Genomic DNA, 14807 nt, shown 5'->3' on the forward strand with positions numbered 1-14807 from the left:
TCAGCCGAAGAGCGGGCCCACCAGGTTGAGGCCGGGGTGCTCGTCCGACGCGTAGAGGACGAACAGGGCCAGGGCGCCGCCCACGAGGGCGATCTCCTTGTTGAACTGGATCTGCTCCTGCTGGCGCGTCTCCGGCGACTCCTGCCTCCAGAAGTCGTGGAAGACGAAGGCCGTGATGAGCAGGAAGGGGACGAAGGCGATCGCGGCGAGGTCGGGCCAGACGCCGAGGACGAGCAGGACCGCCGCCACCAGGATGTAGACGCCCGACACCTGGACGGCGAGCCTGGGCATCGGGAGCTTCTTGGCCGCCGCGTAGCCGGCCATCGCCTCGGTGGCGGTGAGGTGGCCGACGGCGGCGCCGGCGAAGAGCGCCGCGAAGGCGACGCGGGCGATGAGGGCGACGACGTCCATGACTGCCTCCAGGGGGAATGTCGTCATGCGTCACGTGTGTCCCGTCACCTACCCCGAGTCGAAGATCGTTGAACGTTTAAGTATCTACCTTTCGGCGGGCCGTCCCGGTGACCGTGGCGATGGTCACAGGGGCGGGGAAGAGAATGCGTGGCACACTGGTTGGCAAAGCATGAACGCGTGCTCCGGGGTCGGTGAAATTCCGAACCGGCGGTGACAGTCCGCGACCCGGCCGAAGCCATCGGCCGGTTGACCCGGTGGAACTCCGGGACCGACGGTGAAAGTCCGGATGGGAGGCAGCGCGCGGTACGCCCCTGGCCAGGGGCGTGCGCTGACGGCCGTACGTCCCCCGGAGCCTTGAACAGGGAGGCCCGGGAGATGTTCACCGGCATCGTCGAGGAGCTCGGCGAGATCGTGGCGGTCGACCCCTTGGGGGGCTCGGTCACGCTCACGGTCCGCGGACCGCTCGTCACCGAGGACGCCGTCCACGGCGCGTCGATCGCCGTCAACGGCGTCTGTCTCACCGTGGTGGACGTCAAAGACGGGGTGTTCACCGCCGACGTCATCAAGGAGACCCTCGACAAGTCCGGCCTCGGCGCGCTGGAACCGGGCTCCAAGGTCAACCTGGAACGCCCCGTCCGGCTCTCCGACCGGCTCGGCGGCCATCTCGTCCAGGGCCACGTCGACGGCGTGGGCGAGATCCTCTCCCGCGAGCCGGGGGAGCGGTGGGACGTGGTCACGGTGTCCCTCCCCCCGAGCCTGAGCCGCTACCTGGTCGACAAGGGCTCCATCACCGTCGACGGCATCAGCCTCACCGTCGTCGAGGCCGCCGCCGACCGGTTCAGCGTGGCCCTCATCCCGACGACGCTCGCGCTCACCACGCTCGGCCACAAGCAGCCGGGCGAGCCCGTGAACCTCGAAGTGGACGTCGTCGCCAAATACGTCGAGCGCATGATGGGCGACCGGTCGTGAACTGGCTCGGCGCGGGCTTCGAGGTGTTCGGCGAGCACATCCTGTGGACCGACCTGGTCGGCAACGTGCTCTCGCTCGCCGTCGTCTGGCTCGCCATGCGCAAGACCCTCTGGACGTGGCCCGTGCAGCTGGCCGGCGCGCTCCTGCTGCTCGCCGCGTCGACGCACGCGCACGTCCCCGGCAACGCCCTCAAACAGGTGCTGTTCATCGGGCTCGCCCTCAGCGGATGGGCCATGTGGACACGGGGGCGGCGCGACACCACGGGCGGCCTCGTCGTCCGGCAGGCGACGCCCAAGGAACGCGCCGTGCTGATCGGCGCGCTCGTCATCGGCACGGCGGTCGTCGCCGAACTGTTCGTCCACCTCGACTGGCTGAGGATCGCCTGGTCGCCGTGGGCGAACGCCTACATCTTCGTCGGCAGCGCGGTCGCGACGTTCGCGCAGAGCCGCGCGCTGGTCGACTTCTGGATCGTCTGGGTGCTCGTGGACCTGGTCGGGGTGCCGCTGGCGCTCAGGTCCGGGCTGTACGTGTCCGGCGCGGTCTACGGGATCTTCTTCGTGATGGTGATGGTCGGGTTCAGGAACTGGCTCCGGGAGTCCCGGGGCGGGCAGGCCCTCGGGCAGAAGGCGGTGACCGCATGAGCGGCAACGACACAGGGATCGGCGACACGGGCATCTTCGACCCGATCGAGGCGGCGGTCGCGGACGTCGCGGCGGGTCGCCCCGTCGTGGTCGTCGACGACGAGGACCGCGAGAACGAGGGCGACATCATCTTCGCCGCGGCGAAGGCGACGCCCGAGTTGCTCGCGTTCACGATCCGCTACACCAGCGGCGTCATCTGCGTCCCGATGGAGGGCGCAGACCTCGACCGGCTGCAGATCCCGCTGATGACGGCGCAGAACACCGAGCGCATGCGCACCGCGTACACGATCAGCGTGGACGCCCGCCTCGGCGTCACCACCGGCATCTCCGCGGCCGACCGGGCCCGGACGATCCGCACCCTGTGCGACTCGGCGTCCGAGCCGCGCGACCTGGTCCGCCCCGGCCACATCTTCCCGCTCCGCTACCGGGAGGGCGGCGTCCTGCGGCGGCGCGGGCACACCGAGGCCGCCGTCGACCTCGCCCGGCTCGCCGGGCTCGCCCCCGCCGGCGTCCTCGCCGAGGTGGTGAACGAGGACGGCACCATGGCGCGCCTGCCCGAACTCCAGATCTTCGCCAAGGAGCACGGGCTCAAGCTCATCTCCATCGAACAACTCGCCGAGTACCGCCGGCGGACCGAGGCGATGGTCACCCGCGTCGTCGAGACCCGCCTGCCCAACCGGTACGGCGCGTGGAAGGCCGTCGGCTTCTCCAGCGCCATCGACGGCGGCGAGCACATCGCCCTCGTCCTCGGCGACGTCGGCGACGGCGAGGACGTCCTGATCCGGGCCCACTCCGAGTGCCTCACCGGCGACGTCCTGCACTCCGAGCGCTGCGACTGCGGAACCCAGCTGGACGCCGCCATGGAACGCATCGCCGAAGAGGGGCGCGGCATCGTCCTGTACCTGCGCGGCCACGAGGGACGCGGCATCGGCCTGCTCGCCAAGCTGCAGGCCTACGCGCTCCAGGACAACGGCTCCGACACCGTGGACGCCAACCTGGAACTCGGCCTCCCCGCCGACGCGCGCGAGTACTCCAACGCCGCGCACATGCTCCGTGAGCTGGGCGTACGCTCGGTGCGGGTGCTCACCAACAACCCGGAGAAGCTGAAGGGCCTCGACGGTTTCGGCGTGGAGGTGCGGGGACGCGAGTCCATGCCCGTCATCGTCACCGAGCACAACCGGCGCTACCTGACGGTCAAGCGCGACCGTCTCGGACACCAGATCGAGGGACTCTCATGAGCGGCGCGGGACGCCCCGAGGACTTCACCGTCGACGCGGCCGGGCTGACGCTCGGCATCGTCTGCACCCGCTGGCACGGCAGGATCACCGACCAGCTGCTGGACCGCGCGCTCGCCGCCGCCAAGGCGTGCGGCGTCGACGAGCCGGTCGTCGCCCGCGTCGCCGGCGCGCTCGAACTGCCGGTGATCGCCCAGCAGCTCGCCCGCGACCTCGACGCCGTCGTCTGCCTGGGCGCGGTCATCCGGGGCGCGACCGCCCATTTCGACTACGTCTGCGACTCGGTGACCGCCGGTGTGACCCGCGTCGCGCTCGACGAGTCGACTCCGGTGGGCAACGGGGTCCTCACGTGTGACACCATTGAGCAGGCACTGGAACGCAGCGGGCTGCCGGGCAGCTCCGAGGACAAGGGATGGGAGGCGACTGTGGCCGCACTCGACACGGCACTGACCCTGCGAGGTCTGCGGCATCACGGTCACGCGGGGCACGGCGCGGAGCATCTGGGCTCCTGAACGTCCCCGGTCCCGTACGCATCTCATCTCATCCGAAAGGCAACTCCGTGCTGTCACTAGTCCTGCCCAAGGGGTCGCTGGAGAAGGCGACCATGCAGCTGTTCGACGCCGCCGACCTCACCGTCCAGCGGACGTCGGACCGCGACTACCGCGCCTCCATCGACGACCCCCGCATCGACCGGGTCCGCGTCCTGCGCCCGCAGGAGATCCCGACCTACCTCGAACAGGGGCTCTTCGACCTCGGCATCACCGGCCGCGACTGGATCACCGAGACCGACGCCGACGTGGTCAGCCTCGGCGAGCTGAAGTACTCCAAGGCGACCGCCAACCCGGTCCGCGTGATCATGGCGGTGCCGGACGGCGCGCCCTGGCGGTCGGTGTCCGACCTCCCCGAGGGCGTCCGGATCTCCACCGAGTTCCCGGCGATGACCCGGCGGTTCCTGGAACAGCACGGCGTCAAGGCCACCGTCGTCCCGTCCTACGGCGCGACCGAGGCGAAGGTGCCCGACATCGTGGACGCGATCGTCGACCTCACCGAGACCGGCTCGTCGCTCCGCAAGAACGGCCTGCGCATCCTCGACACGCTCCTGACCAGCTACACCGAGCTGGTCGCGAACCGCGACGCCTACGAGGACGCGGAGAAGCGCGCCGCGATGGAGGACATCGCCCTCCTCCTGCAGGGCGTCATCCGCGCCCGCGGCAAGGTGCTGCTGAAGCTGAACGTCGCGCAGGCCGACCTGCGGAAGGTCCTCGACATCATGCCCGCCATGGCGTCGCCGACGGTCACCTCGCTCGCCGGCGGCGAGTCCAACGCCGTGGAGTCCGTGGTCGCCAAGCGCGGCGTCAACACGCTGATCCCGGCGCTCAAGGCCGCGGGCGCGCACGACATCCTCGAGATCCCCATCGCGAAGATCGTTGACTGACGCTCCGGCGCTGCCGACCGTGTGGCGTCCCCGCACCACCCGGCTCGTCGCCTACCTCACGGCGGGCGTGATCATGCTCGGCCTGATCGTGCTCGCCGTGGTGGTGGCGCCGCAGTTCAAGCTGTTCGACCGGATCCTGATGGTCGCGTTCGGCGCGCTGATCGCGTGGATCCTGCACATGCTGGCCCGCTGCCGCGTCACCGCCGACGACTCCGGCCTCACGGTCGTCAACGCCTTCCGCACCCGCCGCCTCGAATGGCCCGAGGTCGTGGACGTCACCATGAGCCCCGGCGAGCCCTGGCCCACCCTCGACCTCGCCGACGGCACCTCCATCGGCGCGATGGGCATCAACGGCGCCGAAAAAACCCTCGCCGCCCGCCAGCTCGCCGAACTCCAGTCCCTCCTCCACACCCGAGGCGAAGCCCCCGACCCCGCCTGAGAACCTCTGGCTTAGGCTGTTGCCCGGACCAGGAACGCGTTCGTGTGCGACAGTGGGCTCATGAGCGCTCAGAGTATCGAGGCGATCGCGGAAAGTGGCCACATGGAGCTTGAGCCGCTGCCAGACTGGGTGTTCCCCCCGCCGGGCGGCTACACGGCCGACGACTTCCTGCGCATGCGCGGTCTGCCCCGGCACACGGAGCTGATCGACGGGAGCCTGGTCTTCGTGAGTCCGCAGCGCAAGTGGCACGTCCGCGTGATCGACCTGCTGCGGACCGAACTGAACCGTCAGGCGCCGGAGTATCTGTGCGCCGACCGCGAAATGACCGTCAGACTCTCCGATCGCCACGCTCCCGAGCCGGACGTTCTGATCGTCTCGACCGAGGCCTACGAACGGGACGAGCCGTCGACCTACTATCTCCCGGAAGACGTCGTGCTCGTGGTCGAGGCGGTCTCCCCCGATTCAGAGATCCGTGACAGGGAGATCAAGCCGCGCAGGTACCGGGAGGCCGGTATCCGGCACTACTGGCGCGTTGAGGAGGACGAGGGGAGCACCATCGTCTATGTCTACGAGTTCGACCCCGCCTGTGCGGCTTACGTCATGACCGGCATCCACCATGACCAGCTCAAAGTGACAGGGCCGTTCCCCATCGAGATCGACCTCACAGCGGTCACCAAGCGGCGGTAGGAACACCGGCCAAGGTGTGGCGCCATGCCTAGAGGGCGGTGAGGACGGTTATCGTGCCGGCGGTGATGAGGGCGGCGGCCCAGAGGCGGTCCAGGTTGAACCAGGCGCGGCGGAGGATGGCCAGGCCGACGATCTCGTAGACGAGGACGGCGATGACGCCGGCGACGGCGAACATCGCGAGGGTGTGGACGGCGGTGACGAAGACGCCCGTGGACAGGGCGCTGCCCGAGGCCGACGCCAGGCCGTGGTCGTGGCCCGCCGGGGCCGTCCCGGACGAGGTCAGGACGGGCAGCAGCATGAGGCCCGCGCCGTGCGCCGAGGACATCAGGAACGACCAGCCGGCGAGCTGCCACAGCGAGATCCGCATGCCGACCCAGCGGAAGTGCCGCTGGGACAGCAGCCGCCACAGCCCGAAGCCGACGAGGAGCGCGCCGCCGCCGATCGCGACCGCCCGGGTCGCGACGACGGAGCGGGTGAGCGCGACGAGGACCGCGACGGCGCCCACGGAGGCGGCGTGGCCCGCGGCGATCGCCGGGAGCGACTGCAGCACGAGGGACCGGCTGCGCTCCTGGAGGCCCCGGGCCACGGCGAACAGCCAGCCCATGGCGGGGTTGAGGCCGTGGAACGCGCCGAGCGCCACCAGCGCGGCGAGCGATCCGTCGGACATTCGACACTTATAACCTGAAGGACCCGAAATTTGCAGTAGGAACACGCTCCATTTTCGCGAGTTCTCCCCATGCGGGACCTAGATCGCTGTAATTTTATTGTCGTGAGGACGGCATTCAAGTGCCGGGCGTATCCGGATGCAGAGCAGGCGATTATGCTGAACCGTACATTTGGGTGTGTGCGGCTCGTCTGGAACAAGACCCTCGCCGAGCGTCGCGCCCGGTATCAGACTGAAGGCGAGCAGACTTCGTATAAGCAGACGAGTGCGGCTCTGACAGTTTGGAAAAAGAACCCCGAGTTGCTGTTTCTGAATGAGGTGTCGTCAGTTCCGCTGCAGCAAACGCTGCGGCATCAGCACGCCGCGTTCACCAACTTCTTCGCTGGGCGGGCACACTATCCGCGTTACAAGGCTCGTACTGGACGTCAGTCCGCGCACTACACCCGCTCGGCGTTTCGGATGCGCGGCGGCCGATTGTGGCTAGCCAAGACCGTCAGGCCTCTGGATGTGGTGTGGTCGTGGCCGAATGTGGACCTGGCGGTTCTGAGTCCGACAACGGTGATCGTGTCTCGGGAGGCTGACGGCCGCTGGTTCGTCACACTCGTAGTCGATGAGGACGACCCTGCTCCCGCGCTACCTACCGAAAAGACGGTAGGTGTTGATCTGGGGTTGACGGACTTCGCGGTCACCAGCGACGGTGGTCGCGTTGCTCACCCGAAACACATGCAGCGTCACGAGGAGCGGCTCAGACGGTACCAGCGGAGGATGGCCCGCAAGATCAAAGGTTCCCAGAACCGCAAGAAGACCAGGCGGAAGCTCGCGCGGTCGCACTCCCGGGTGCGCGACGCCCGGCAGGACTTCTTGCACAAGATGACCACGGACCTCGTTCGCCGATACGACGTGATCGTCATCGAGACCTGAACGTGGTCGGCATGGTCCGCAATTCTCGCTTGGCCCGCGCAATTTCGTGCAGTGGCTGGGGTGAGTTCCGGTCGATGCTGGAGTACAAGGCCGCTCGACTCGGGCGTCGAGTGGTAGTGATCGATCGGTGGCACCCATCTTCCAAGAAATGCGGCGCATGCGGACATCTGCTTGCGACGTTGGATTTGGGTACACGTCAGTGGACGTGCCCGGACTGCGGCGCTCGGCATGACCGGGACATCAACGCCGCCAAGAACATTCTGGCCGCCGGGCTGGCGGTGACAGCCTGTGGAGCGAGCGGAAGACCGCCGGGGGAGACCCCGGGGCAGCCCGCATCGAAGCAGGAAATCCGACCCGCGAGGGAAGGAAGCCGCGCCCGTCAGGGCGCTGGCGCAGGCCAAGGGTAGCAGTAGAGTCCACGCGCGAGCCTCTCCGGCGGGGCGGAGGCGGCGTCGCGCGGGGAGGCGTAGAAGGTCGGGTCCGGCTTCCAGAGTGCCATGGGGGTCCTAATCGGTCGTAGCGGGTTGCCCGGTGAGGCAGACTCGCTGGTGGTAGCGGGTGTTCCACGGCGAGAACAGCGGCTCGCCGGCGACCTGGACGTCGCCGAGCCACTTGACGCTCGCGATGCCCGGCCACGACGGCACGACGAGGCGGACGGGGTGGCCGTGGTCGGGGGGCAGGGGGGCACCGTTCATCTCGTAGGCGAGGAGGACGTCCTTCATGGCTTTCGCCACCGGAAGGGGACGTCGCACGCGGCCGAGGTTCTCGCCCTTGTCCACGTACTCAGCGTCCAACCCGCGCGGCAGGATGTCCACGGCCTCGCGGGTGATTCCTGCGCGCCGCAGGACGGCCGACAGGCGGACCCCGCGCCACCGGGCCATGCCGACGGCGCCGAGCCGCCACGGCGTGCCGGACGCGGCCTGCCCCTGCTGGGACCCGAAGGCGGACGGCCCGCCGCCAGCCCCGCGGTCAGCCCCGCTCCAGCGGACATGCGCAGCAGCCCGCGGCGGGAGGGCGCGCGCACGCTCTCGTAGGTCGCCTCGTCGGTCAGGTCACAGTCGTCCTTGTCGCCGGATCGCATGCACCCGATGCTGCTCAGCGCCCACCCGAAAGTCACCTTTCCCTACTCATTTACCAGGCAAAATCCGGAGCGGCGGGGACGTGTGAGTTCCGTCTCGGGCTGAGTAGCCTGTGATCCGTGGGGGAGGCGGCGCCGATGACCGTGGACCAGGTCGGATCGCCCGCGGAGCTCGCGGGCCTGCTCGACCGGCATGCCTACCTGTGCGACGAGGGGCTCGCGACGGCGTGCTACCTCGCGCTGCGGATGGGGCGGCCGCTGTTCCTGGAGGGCGAGGCCGGCGTCGGGAAGACCGAGCTGGCCAAGACCCTCGCGCGGGGCCTCGGCGCGCCGCTGATCCGGTTGCAGTGCTACGAGGGGCTGGACGCCTCCCAGGCGCTGTACGACTGGGACTTCCCGCGCCAGCTCCTGCACCTGCGGGCCGCCGAGGCCGCGGGCGTCAGCGACGTGGCGCGGCTGGAGGGGGAGCTCTACGACCGCCGGTTCCTGCTGGCCCGCCCGCTCCTCCAGGCGCTGGAGACGTCCCCGAGCGTGCTGCTGGTGGACGAGCTGGACCGCGCCGACGACGAGTTCGAGGCGTTCCTCCTCGAAGTGCTCAGCGACTTCACGATCACCGTCCCGGAGCTCGGCACGATCCGGGCCGAGAAGCCGCCCGTCGTCGTGGTCACCTCCAACCGCACCCGCGAGGTGCACGACGCGCTGAAGCGCCGCTGCCTCTACCACTGGCTGGAGCACCCGTCGTTCGACCGCGAGGTCGCGATCATCAGGCGGCGGCTGCCGGACGCGGCGGAGCGGCTCGCCGCGCAGGTCGCCCGCGTCGCGCAGCGGATGCGCGGCACCGACCTGCTGAAGCCGCCCGGCGTCGCCGAGACCCTGGACTGGACCGAGGCCCTCGTCGCCCTCGGCGTCCGCGAGCTGGACCCGGGCACGGCGGCGGTGACGCTCGGCGCCGTCCTGAAGTACCGCGAGGACCAGCAGCGCGTGCTCGGCGCCGGGCTCGAGGCCCTGCTCAACGGGGGTTAGCCGTGGAGCGGGACGTCACCGAGACGATGGTCGGCTTCGCCCGGACGGTGCGCGCGGCGGGCGGGACCGCCGATCCCGAGCGCGTCCAGGCGATGCTGGCGGCGCTCGACCACCTCGACGTCCTCGACCCGCGCGACGTGTACTGGGCCGGGCGGCTGACGCTGTGCGCCGACCCCGACGACCTCGCCCGCTACGACCGGTGCTTCGCCGCGTACTTCTCCGGCGCGACCGTCCGGCCGGGGCGCAGGCCGCCCCCCGTGGTGGTCCGCCGGATGACGATGCCAGACCCCGGCGCGCAGGGCGGCGAGGACGAGGCCGGGGAGCTGAAGGCGGCGACGGCCAGCGAGGTCGAGGTGCTCCGCGACCGGGACGTGGGGCGGCTGAGCGCCGTCGAGCGCGCCGAGGTCGCGCGGCTCATCGCGCTGCTGGACGCGGGCGCCGAGCGGCGCCGGTCGCGGCGGTTCGCGCCCGCCTCCACCGGCCGCCTCGACCCGGCCCGGACCGTCCGGGAGACGCTGCGGCGCGGCGGCGAGACGTCGCTGCTGCGGCACCGCGCCCACCGCACCCGCCCGCGGCGCGTCGTCCTGATCGTCGACGTCAGCGGGTCGATGAGCCCGTACGCGGACGCGCTGCTGCGGTTCGCGCACGCCGCGGCCCGCTCCGGCGGGCGGGACGTGGAGGTCTTCAGCGCCGGGACGCGGCTGACCCGCCTCACCCGCGAGCTGCGGCACCGCGACCCGGACGCGGCGATGGCGGCGGCGTCCGCGAGCATCCCGGACTGGAGCGGCGGCACCCGCCTCGGCGAGGAGCTGAAGGAGTTCCTCGACCGGTTCGGGCAGCGCGGCCTGGCCCGCGGCGCGATCGTGGTGATCGCCTCGGACGGCTGGGAGCGCGGCGACGCCGGGCTGCTCGGCGCGCAGATGGCGCGGCTGCACCGGCTCGCGCACCGGGTCGTGTGGGCGAACCCGCACAAGGCGCGCCCCGGGTACGAGCCGTTGACGGCGGGCATGGCGGCGGCGCTCCCGCACGTCGACGACTTCACGTCCGGGCACAGCCTCGCGGCGCTGGAGGAGCTGGCCCGCCTCGTGGCGGGCTCCGGAAAGGGGAGGCTTCATGCGTGACGTCCTAGACGACATCGCCGGCTGGTACGCGTCCGGGGAGACGTTCGGTCTCGCGACCGTCGTGAACACCTTCCGCAGCGCGCCGCGCCCGCCGGGCGCCGCCATGGCCGTCTCGCCGGGCGGGGAGGTCGCGGGCAGCGTGTCCGGCGGCTGCGTCGAGGGCGCCGTCTACGACCTGGCGCAGTCGGTGCTGGAGACCGGCGAGCCCGTCGTCCAGCGGTACGGGGTCAGCGACGACGACGCCTTCGCCGTCGGCCTGACCTGCGGCGGGATCCTGGACGTCCTGGTGGAGCCGGTCGGGCCCGCCACCTTCCCCGAGTTCGCGGAGGTCGCCGCGGCGATCGAGGCGCACGAGCCCGTCGCGGTCGCGACCGTCGTCGCCGGTCCGGGCCGGATCGGCGCCCGCCGCGTCATCTGGACCGACCGGGCGTCGGGGTCGCTCGCGCCCGGCGAGCCGTACGCCGCCCGCCTGGACGCCGCGGTCGACGACGACGCGCGCGGCATGCTCGCCCAGGGGCTCACCGGGCAGCGCCACTACGGCCGCGAGGGCGAGCGCCGGCTGGACGACCTGACCGTGTTCGTGCACTCCTTCGCCCCGCCGCCCCGCCTGCTGGTCTTCGGCGCGATCGACTTCGCGGCGGCGGTCGCGCGGGTCGGCAAGTTCCTCGGGTACCACGTGACGGTCTGCGACGCGCGGCCCGTGTTCGCGACGCCGAAGCGGTTCCCCGAGGCGGACGAGGTCGTGGTGAAGTGGCCGCACAAGTTCCTGGAGGAGACCCGCGCCGCCATCGACGAGCGGACGGCGATCTGCGTCCTCACCCACGACCCCAAGTTCGACGTGCCGCTGCTGGAGGTGGCCCTGCGCACCGACGCGGGCTACGTCGGCGCGATGGGCTCCCGCCGCACCCATGACGACCGCCTGGCCCGGCTCCGCGAGGCGGGCCTGTCCGAGGCCGAGCTCGGGCGGCTGCGCTCGCCGATCGGGCTCGACCTCGGCGCCCGGACGCCGGAGGAGACGGCCGTGTCGATCGCGGCGGAGCTCGTCCAGCTCCGCTGGGGCGGTTCCGGCCGCCCGCTGACCGACACCAGCGGCCGGATCCATGCCGACGCGACCTGAGCGCACTACCCTCGCCGGATGACGTTGCGCGGTGAGGGGAACCCGGCCGGCCTGCTGCTCGCGGCGGGGGAGGGCAGCCGCCTCGGGCGTCCGAAGGCGACGCTGGAGCTGCACGGCGAGCGCCTGGTCGACCGGGGCGTGCGGATGCTGCGGGACGCCGGCTGCTCGCCGGTCGTGGTGGTGGCCGGGGCCGCGCAGATCGAGGTCATCGGCGCCGTGGTCGTCCCCAACGCGGGCTGGCGGGACGGCATGGGGTCGTCCCTGCGCGCCGGGCTCGCCGCGCTGCCGCCGGGCTGCCCCGCCGTGGTGGTCGCGCTGGTCGACCAGCCGCTCGTCACCCCGGCCGCCGTCCGGCGCCTGATCGCCGCGCACGAGGAGGGCGCCGAGATCGCCGTCGCCACCTACGGGGGCGCGCCGCGCAACCCCGTCCTGCTGGGCGCCGGGCACTTCGCCGGCGTCGCGGAGGCCGCGGTCGGCGACCAGGGGGCGCGCGGGTACCTGCGCGCCCATCCCGAGCTGGTCACGCCGGTCGCGTGCGACGACGTCGCCGCACCCGACGACATCGACACCCCCGGCGACCTCGCCGCCATGGACGCCGCCCTCGACCGCCGCGAACCCCGGTGACGGCCCGCCCGCGGGCGGGCGCGGACCGGGTCAGGACGCGGGCAGGACGCTCTCGTCCAGCGCGCCGCAGTCGACCGCCCGGCGGAGGCGGGCGGTGAGCGCCCTGATGGTGGCGGGCTCGTCCATGACGCCGCTCGCGTTCCCCGCCGCCTGCTCGTGCCAGGCCCGGACCCGCCCGATGACGTCGTCGACGCCGCCGAGGTGGAACGCGTACACGGCCGCGTACCGGCTCGGCAGGTGCGCGGGGTGCAGGTCCCAGCCCTGGTAGAAGCCGTGCCGGAGCGAGTGCCGGACGTGCGCGGCGTGCACCGCCCAGGTCGCGTTGACCTCGTCCGGTCCGTCGTTGCGGGGGATCACGTTCGTCGAGCCGTCCGACAGCCGGACGCCGGTGCCCGCGAGCGACACCTGCATGATGTGCCGGGCGAAGTCGCAGGCCGGGTGGTCGAGCCGCTGCTCGTGCGGCGGCAGCCCGAGCGCGGCGGTGTAGTCGAACACGCCGAAGTGGGCGGCGGTGATCCGGCCCTTCGCCTCGGAGACGAACGACTGGAGCCCGGCCCGGTTCTCCTCGTCGTCGAGCAGCACCTGCGGCGTCTCGATCTGGATCTCGAACCGCAGGATGCCCTGCGGGAGCCCGAGCGAGGTCTCCAGCCGGTCCAGGAACTCCACGAACAGCCGGACGTGATCGACCGACATCACCTTGGGGAAGGTGATGGTGAACCCGCCCGGCAGCCGGCCGAGCCGGTCGCGCAGCGCGGTCAGGAACCCGTCCAGCGTCCGCATCGCCCGCTCGTGGCCGCCGTCGGCGAACGACTTGACCCGCAACCCCCAGTAGTGCGGCAGGCCCTTCACCTGGTACGCGGCGGCGACGGCCTCGACGACCTGGTCGACGTGCGCGTCCTCCTCGGTGTCGTCGCGCACGCCGTAGCCGTCCTCGAAGTCGATCCGCACGTCCTCGACCGGCTCGGCGGTGAGCTTCGCCGCGACCCGCTCGCGGACCGGCCCGGCGAGCTCGGGGTCGAGCCCGAACGCGGCGCCGAACGACCCGGCGCCCGGCGTGTGGGTGTTCAGCAGCCGCAGCGCCTCGGCGCCGAAGTCGGCGGGCGTCGAGCGGGAGAACCGGTCGGCCGGCACGTACACCGTGTGCACCGGCTGGCGGCCTTCCGCGCCCCCGGGGAAGCGCTCGCCGTGGGCGTCGCGGACGGCGGCGATGCGCGCGGACAGATCGTCGTACGAGGAGACGCTGAGGTTCACCTGAACATGATCCCTCACGTGCGGCGGGGGAGGGAACCGGCTCGGCGAAACTGCGCCCTCCCGGCCGCATCCCGCGGACCCGGCGGGCGGAACCGGTCTGACCACATCCGGTCCGTGATCGCTACGGCGGTCGCCCAGCGGGGATGCTTCTTAAAGCCGCGGCTCCCCCTGAAGGCGGCGCGCCTGCCCCTTCGGACGGAACGTCCCGCCCCCCGCCGACGCGAAGGAGCCGCGCGTTGGTCCCCGAGATCCCCGACGACGAGCCCGAGAACGAGCGGAAGCTGAGGTTCCGCTCATACGCGGAGGAGCCCCTGCTCGACGACGAGGACGGCTCGGGCGAGCTGCTCCTCCCGCCGGCCGTGACGCAGGCGCCCCCTCCGCAGGACAGGCCCGGAAATGCCTAGCAACGCCATCGCCCTCGCCGTCCTGATCGTCGCCCTGGCCCCGGGATTCGCCTACCACCGGGTGTACCGGCGCCGCGTCCCCGCCGAGAAGCGCACCGCGACGGAGGAGATCGTCGAGCTGTTCTGCGCCGGTGCGCTGGGGTCGTTCGCGGCGTCCCTGGTGGTGCTTGGCCTGGCGCAGGCGGTTCCGGGCCTGGTGACCCTCGACATGCTGCTCGGCGGCGGAAGGGAACTGCGCGCCCATGCCTGGGCCGCCGTCCTCTCCGGCGCGCTGGCCCTGGCGCTGAGCGCGCTGTCCTGTGCCGCCGCCGGCGTGGCCATGGGCCGGCTCAGCCGGAGCGGGGTAGGCCAGATCAGGCCCGGGACGCTGTTCGCCCGCACCGTGACCGCGCGCTCACGCACCGGCCGCCGCCCCTACCTCGCCGTCGAGCTGGTCGACGGGCGGCTGGTCGAGGGCTACCTGCGGTACGCCGCCATCGACGAGGACCCGGCCCGCCGGGACCTGGTCCTGCAGCGCCCGATCGCCTGGAGCGGCACCGGCTACGCCGAGCGCACGCTCTCGCGCGCCGCGCGGGTCCTGCTGCGCGGGTCCATGATCGGCGCCATCCATGTCAGCTTCCCCGAACCGCGCCGCGTCGCACCGCCGGACCGGCCCGCCGGGGACGGGTCCCGGACCGACGGGGACGAGACCCAGACCGCCGAGGACGGGGCCCGGTCCGCCTCCCAGGCCGCTCCCACGGGCTCCTAAAGGAGGAACCGTTCCCACTTCGCTGCCGCCCCTGGACGA

Annotated in this window: 16 protein-coding genes, 2 pseudogenes and 1 riboswitch; of the genes and pseudogenes, 14 read left to right on the top strand and 4 right to left on the bottom strand. The window is 71.7% G+C overall.

The genetic code is table 11. The features are described from left to right. Entirely contained in the window at nucleotides 1–438 is a 438-nt protein-coding gene (locus BM339_RS03410) for a DoxX family protein (RefSeq protein ID WP_218163553.1), read from the bottom strand. Nucleotides 439–584: 146 nt separating this feature from the next. Further along, nucleotides 585–715: riboswitch (FMN riboswitch) on the top strand. Nucleotides 716–786: 71 nt separating this feature from the next. On the opposite strand from BM339_RS03410, the gene BM339_RS03415 reads away from it, so the two are divergent. The 7 genes from BM339_RS03415 (at nucleotide 787) to BM339_RS03445 (ending at nucleotide 5817) form a co-directional block, all read left to right on the top strand. Next, nucleotides 787–1380: a riboflavin synthase gene (locus BM339_RS03415; protein WP_075019852.1), complete on the top strand. Its 594-nt coding sequence runs from the start codon at nucleotides 787–789 to the stop codon at nucleotides 1378–1380. After that, on the top strand, nucleotides 1377–2021 hold the full coding sequence (gene pnuC, locus BM339_RS03420) for a nicotinamide riboside transporter PnuC (protein WP_021596108.1): 645 nt from the start codon (nucleotides 1377–1379) through the stop codon (nucleotides 2019–2021). Before BM339_RS03415 ends, pnuC begins: the two co-directional genes overlap by 4 nt. Then, nucleotides 2018–3259 carry a bifunctional 3,4-dihydroxy-2-butanone-4-phosphate synthase/GTP cyclohydrolase II gene (locus BM339_RS03425; protein WP_021596107.1) on the top strand — a complete coding sequence of 414 codons (1242 nt, stop codon included), beginning with the start codon at nucleotides 2018–2020 and terminating at the stop codon, nucleotides 3257–3259. Before pnuC ends, BM339_RS03425 begins: the two co-directional genes overlap by 4 nt. Continuing rightward, on the top strand, nucleotides 3256–3768 hold the full coding sequence (gene ribH / locus BM339_RS03430) for a 6,7-dimethyl-8-ribityllumazine synthase (protein WP_075019853.1): 513 nt from the start codon (nucleotides 3256–3258) through the stop codon (nucleotides 3766–3768). The genes BM339_RS03425 and ribH overlap by 4 nt, the downstream gene beginning before the upstream one ends. A 47-nt stretch (nucleotides 3769–3815) precedes the next feature. Then, complete coding sequence (hisG, locus tag BM339_RS03435; protein ID WP_075019854.1) at nucleotides 3816–4691, top strand: ATP phosphoribosyltransferase; 876 nt, start codon at nucleotides 3816–3818, stop codon at nucleotides 4689–4691. Beyond that, nucleotides 4684–5130, top strand: coding sequence for a PH domain-containing protein (locus tag BM339_RS03440; RefSeq protein WP_075019855.1), 447 nt, complete (start codon nucleotides 4684–4686; stop codon nucleotides 5128–5130). Before hisG ends, BM339_RS03440 begins: the two co-directional genes overlap by 8 nt. Before the next feature lie 102 nt (nucleotides 5131–5232). Beyond that, nucleotides 5233–5817 carry a Uma2 family endonuclease gene (locus tag BM339_RS03445; protein WP_075020136.1) on the top strand — a complete coding sequence of 195 codons (585 nt, stop codon included), beginning with the start codon at nucleotides 5233–5235 and terminating at the stop codon, nucleotides 5815–5817. Nucleotides 5818–5845: 28 nt separating this feature from the next. Here BM339_RS03445 and BM339_RS03450 read toward each other — a convergent pair whose 3' ends face one another. Beyond that, complete coding sequence (locus BM339_RS03450; protein ID WP_075019856.1) at nucleotides 5846–6484, bottom strand: hypothetical protein; 639 nt, start codon at nucleotides 6482–6484, stop codon at nucleotides 5846–5848. A gap of 102 nt (nucleotides 6485–6586) precedes the next feature. Here BM339_RS03450 and BM339_RS03455 point away from each other — a divergent pair. Next, nucleotides 6587–7809 (top strand): annotated as a pseudogene (locus BM339_RS03455) (RNA-guided endonuclease InsQ/TnpB family protein). 99 nt (nucleotides 7810–7908) lie between these two features. Here BM339_RS03455 and BM339_RS03460 read toward each other — a convergent pair. Continuing rightward, nucleotides 7909–8313 (bottom strand): annotated as a pseudogene (locus BM339_RS03460) (molybdopterin-dependent oxidoreductase); the annotation flags it as partial. A 287-nt stretch (nucleotides 8314–8600) separates the two neighbouring features. On the opposite strand from BM339_RS03460, the gene BM339_RS03465 reads away from it, so the two are divergent. From BM339_RS03465 to BM339_RS03480, 4 genes are read left to right on the top strand one after another with little or no spacing between them, the layout of a single operon-like run. Further along, nucleotides 8601–9503 carry an AAA family ATPase gene (locus BM339_RS03465; RefSeq protein ID WP_337959896.1) on the top strand — a complete coding sequence of 301 codons (903 nt, stop codon included), beginning with the start codon at nucleotides 8601–8603 and terminating at the stop codon, nucleotides 9501–9503. A gap of 26 nt (nucleotides 9504–9529) precedes the next feature. After that, on the top strand, nucleotides 9530–10624 hold the full coding sequence (locus tag BM339_RS03470; protein WP_083597305.1) for a vWA domain-containing protein: 1095 nt from the start codon (nucleotides 9530–9532) through the stop codon (nucleotides 10622–10624). Next, nucleotides 10617–11741, top strand: a complete 1125-nt coding sequence (locus BM339_RS03475; protein ID WP_021596097.1) for an XdhC family protein — start codon at nucleotides 10617–10619, stop codon at nucleotides 11739–11741. Before BM339_RS03470 ends, BM339_RS03475 begins: the two co-directional genes overlap by 8 nt. 18 nt (nucleotides 11742–11759) lie before the next feature. Continuing rightward, nucleotides 11760–12365, top strand: a complete 606-nt coding sequence (locus BM339_RS03480) for a nucleotidyltransferase family protein (RefSeq protein ID WP_021596096.1) — start codon at nucleotides 11760–11762, stop codon at nucleotides 12363–12365. Between the two features lie 30 nt (nucleotides 12366–12395). Here BM339_RS03480 and BM339_RS03485 read toward each other — a convergent pair whose 3' ends face one another. Beyond that, on the bottom strand, nucleotides 12396–13616 hold the full coding sequence (locus BM339_RS03485; protein ID WP_021596095.1) for a DUF6986 family protein: 1221 nt from the start codon (nucleotides 13614–13616) through the stop codon (nucleotides 12396–12398). A 236-nt stretch (nucleotides 13617–13852) separates the two neighbouring features. On the opposite strand from BM339_RS03485, the gene BM339_RS49570 reads away from it, so the two are divergent. Both BM339_RS49570 and BM339_RS03490 read left to right on the top strand, forming a co-directional pair. After that, nucleotides 13853–14020, top strand: coding sequence for a hypothetical protein (locus BM339_RS49570; RefSeq protein WP_021596094.1), 168 nt, complete (start codon nucleotides 13853–13855; stop codon nucleotides 14018–14020). Next, nucleotides 14013–14768: a DUF6338 family protein gene (locus BM339_RS03490; protein WP_021596093.1), complete on the top strand. Its 756-nt coding sequence runs from the start codon at nucleotides 14013–14015 to the stop codon at nucleotides 14766–14768. Before BM339_RS49570 ends, BM339_RS03490 begins: the two co-directional genes overlap by 8 nt. Nucleotides 14769–14807: the final 39 nt, after the last annotated feature.

The organism is Actinomadura madurae, assembly GCF_900115095.1.
In the GTDB taxonomy this organism is placed as follows: domain Bacteria; phylum Actinomycetota; class Actinomycetes; order Streptosporangiales; family Streptosporangiaceae; genus Spirillospora; species Spirillospora madurae.

Coding starts and splice junctions, on each gene's coding strand:
- BM339_RS03480 (WP_021596096.1), top strand. CDS start 11,760: ATGACGTTGCGCGGTGAGGGGAACCCGGCCGGCCTGCTGCTCGCGGCG.
- BM339_RS03415 (WP_075019852.1), top strand. CDS start 787: ATGTTCACCGGCATCGTCGAGGAGCTCGGCGAGATCGTGGCGGTCGAC.
- BM339_RS03490 (WP_021596093.1), top strand. CDS start 14,013: ATGCCTAGCAACGCCATCGCCCTCGCCGTCCTGATCGTCGCCCTGGCC.
- BM339_RS03445 (WP_075020136.1), top strand. CDS start 5,233: ATGGAGCTTGAGCCGCTGCCAGACTGGGTGTTCCCCCCGCCGGGCGGC.
- BM339_RS03410 (WP_218163553.1), bottom strand. CDS start 438: ATGACGACATTCCCCCTGGAGGCAGTCATGGACGTCGTCGCCCTCATC.
- BM339_RS03470 (WP_083597305.1), top strand. CDS start 9,530: ATGGTCGGCTTCGCCCGGACGGTGCGCGCGGCGGGCGGGACCGCCGAT.
- BM339_RS03425 (WP_021596107.1), top strand. CDS start 2,018: ATGAGCGGCAACGACACAGGGATCGGCGACACGGGCATCTTCGACCCG.
- BM339_RS03475 (WP_021596097.1), top strand. CDS start 10,617: ATGCGTGACGTCCTAGACGACATCGCCGGCTGGTACGCGTCCGGGGAG.
- ribH (WP_075019853.1), top strand. CDS start 3,256: ATGAGCGGCGCGGGACGCCCCGAGGACTTCACCGTCGACGCGGCCGGG.
- BM339_RS03450 (WP_075019856.1), bottom strand. CDS start 6,484: ATGTCCGACGGATCGCTCGCCGCGCTGGTGGCGCTCGGCGCGTTCCAC.